Genomic DNA, 3,129 nt, shown 5'->3' on the forward strand with positions numbered 1-3,129 from the left:
CGGGAGCGGGAAGCGCGGAGCAATCCGAGTAATCCAAAGAGCAAGCGGCAAAAGAGCGGGGGATAGAGATGTTTCAGGGACTATTCAATTATGACAATCCGGTCTGGAGATTTATCGGACGGCTTGCGGACATGATGCTTCTCAATCTCCTTTGGCTTTTGTGCTGCCTCCCCGTTTTCACGATCGGGGCTTCCACGACTGCGCTTTACTACTGCACCATGAAAATCGTACGGGAAGAAGACAATGGGGTCATCCGCATGTTTTTCAAAAGCTTTAAGGAGAATTTCCGCCAGGCCGTCTGCCTTTTTCTTCTTATGTTTCTTGTGGGGCTTCTTCTCCTTGCGGACCACTTTTTCTTTTTCCGGATCTTCCGGGGCCCGAGGCCTTGGGGGACGCTTTTTCACGCCGTGATCCTTATGCTCACGATGCTTTGGCTCATCGTTTTCCTCTATCTTTGGCCGGTGCTCGCCCGCTTTGAGAACAGCCTGTGGCGCACGCTGAAAAACGCTCTTTTGCTTGCCGTCGGAAATCTGGGCTTTACCATCCTGATGCTGCTTCTGGACGGCGCGCTCATCCTCGTTTCGCTGTCCAGCATCTATTGGATCCCCATCCTCACACCCCTTCTCTTTCTGATCGGGTATCCGGCTGTCGCCTGGCTGAATTCTGCCTTTTTTGAGAAAATTTTTGCCCGCCTCATTCCGAAGGAGGAGAGAGGGGAGGAGCTTCGCCCCATCCTCGAAAATTGGAAGGAGGGCGATGAGCCTCGGGAAGACTGCGCGGAAGACTCTTCCCTCTCCGCTGCTCTTCGGGATCTTAAGAGGGGAGAGGAAGAGCAGGAGGAGGAAGAGCTTTGACGGATGCGAAAACGGGGAGGGCCGATCGCTGCAGGGAAGGGATAGAGAGAAAGGACTTGATTATGAAACTTTGGAACAGCTGGAAGGAAGACCGGGGTATTCTGCTTTGGTATTTCCTGGGATATCTTCTGCTTCTCAGTATTTTGCTTGCTCTTATATCGAGCTTCACTCCCTGGAAGATGGAGACTCTTCCCTATCTTCTCCTTTATTTTCTTGGCAATGTGCTGATGCTTTGTAAGGTGCTTCTTGTAAAACGGGAGGAGCTCTCCGACGGCATCGGAAGAGCCTTCCGGAGGCCGTTTCGGAATTTCGCTTATATCCTGCTCTGCAATCTTCTTGTATATCTCATCAATGTCCCGCTGGCTCTCCTTATGCAAAAGATCGGTGTCACAAACCAAAACCAGATGGAGATCTTCGGCATCTTCGGACAGAGCAGAGCCTGGCAGTTCGTTGTCATTTTCCTCGCGCTGATCTTTGCGCCGGTCGTTGAGGAGACCGTTTTCCGGGGCATCATCTTTGCGAGACTCCGCCAGAGAGGACGCCTCATCGCTTATGCGGCATCTATGATTCTTTTTTCCCTGGTACACGGTCTTGCTGCGATCCTCAGCGGAAAGCCCCGGGATATGCTGGCGATTATGGTATACCTGCCGCTTTCCTTCATGCTCTGCCGGCTCTATGAAAAGAAGCGGAATATCCTGGCTTCGATGGGACTTCATTTTCTGAATAATGGGATAGCGGTGCTTCTTATGTATCTTATGCCGGAGCTTGTAAAGCTTTCCCAAAAAGCGGGATGATGCGCGGTGTTCCTCAAGCTTCAGCTTGAGAGAAGGCATTCGTTTCGCTTGTGCCAACACCCCTTTCCGGCGGCTGCAAGCTGCAGAAATGCTATGCCTTGTTAAGTGGAATTAGTGGGATTAGTGGAATTTTGTGAAAGAGTAAATCCGCTGAGCCCCCTCAGAGTGGAAATGAACTTTTCCCTCCGGCCTGCGGAGGAGGGCAGACCTTTAATCTTAAAAGGCTGTTCTCCCTCTGTCGCCCGGATATAAAAAAGTCCCGCCTGTCGGCGGGGCAGAAATTTATCCCTGAAATGGGAGGAGGGCAGGGATCCTTTGATCCCTGCCCGAGTATTATGAAAAAAATCTTTTTGGCTGGATAACTGCTCTTTGTTATCCTGGGTATAATATAGTTTTCAGAAGTGAATAAACTATGTTTTCGGTGTAAACAAATTGGAAACAAAGTGTGAACGGGAAATGAATGCCGGAAAAGCGTGCGCATTTATAAGGGAAGCGGTGAGACTCGTCTTCCGGGGGGAGAGAGATGGAAAAATCGGTAATCTTTGATGTGGACGGAACGCTTTGGGACTCCTCCGAGGCGGTCACGGAGTCCTGGAATGAGGTGCTGTCCCGATATCCGGGCTGCAGAAAGGCGCCGCTTACGAGAGAGGATATGTACCGCTATATGGGGCATACCATGGAAGAAATCGGACGGATGATGCTTCCGGGACTCCTCCAGGGAGAGCGCTGCCGGATCATGGAGGAGTGCATGCAGCACGAGAATGCCTATTTGGCACTGCACAGTGGGAGCTTCTACCCGGGGACGGTGAAAATGCTTCGGATACTTCGGGAGGAAGGGATCCGGCTCTATATCGTCTCAAACTGCCAGAAGGGATATATTGAGACACTGCTTCACTGCGGAGGGCTTTCTTTGGGAGAGGAGGGTGACTTTCAGGATATCGAGTGCTTTGGAAATACCGGAAAGGGGAAGGGAGAGAATATCGCGACTCTGATGGAGAGAAACCGGATCAGCCGGGAGGGAGCCTTCTATGTGGGGGATACCGTCATGGATGAAAGAGCGGCCCGCAGCGCGGGGATCCCCTTTATCCATGCGGCCTATGGCTTCGGAGAGGCGGAGGAGCCCGCCGCAAGGCTCTGTGATATCCGGGAGCTCCCGGAGCTTCTGAAAAGCCTTGTTTTTTCGTAAATGCTGCCTCTTGCGTGAATGTCAGATGCCCTTCGGCCTTCCATGCTCATGACGCTTAGCCTGTCCGATGCCCTTGTGGTTGCCCCGTGCCAGCACGGTGGATGCAGGGGGGGTTAAAATGACAATGATTTATAGAGAATCGTCGTCTGCCCGTGTGCCTGTGCCTTTCTCCGCGGGCTGTCTATATGCGCCGGATGTAATGCTGTGCATGGATTTTGTAAAAGTCGATCGCTCCGGGCTTCGCCCTTTCGCAATCGCCGTCGCCATTCGCATTCCAGGCCTATCGGCCTTCCAT

General features: G+C 52.2%; 3 protein-coding genes. All 3 read left to right on the top strand.

Annotated features, from left to right (window positions below):
• Positions 1 to 68 precede the first annotated feature (68 nt).
• The 3 genes from HMPREF1986_RS11435 to HMPREF1986_RS11445 all read left to right on the top strand — a co-directional run bounded on the left by HMPREF1986_RS11435 (position 69) and on the right by HMPREF1986_RS11445 (position 2,834).
• Positions 69 to 854: a YesL family protein gene (locus HMPREF1986_RS11435; protein ID WP_021775004.1), complete on the top strand. Its 786-nt coding sequence runs from the start codon at positions 69 to 71 to the stop codon at positions 852 to 854.
• Positions 851 to 1,648 (top strand): CPBP family intramembrane glutamic endopeptidase, encoded by a 798-nt coding sequence (locus HMPREF1986_RS11440; protein WP_021775005.1) that lies wholly within the window; start codon positions 851 to 853, stop codon positions 1,646 to 1,648. Before HMPREF1986_RS11435 ends, HMPREF1986_RS11440 begins: the two co-directional genes overlap by 4 nt.
• Positions 1,649 to 2,171: 523 nt before the next feature.
• A complete protein-coding gene (locus tag HMPREF1986_RS11445; protein ID WP_021775007.1) occupies positions 2,172 to 2,834 on the top strand; it encodes an HAD family hydrolase in 663 nt (220 codons plus the stop codon).
• Positions 2,835 to 3,129: the final 295 nt, after the last annotated feature.

Source organism: Oribacterium sp. oral taxon 078 str. F0263 (assembly GCF_000469565.1).
Classification (GTDB): Bacteria; Bacillota; Clostridia; order Lachnospirales; family Lachnospiraceae; genus Oribacterium.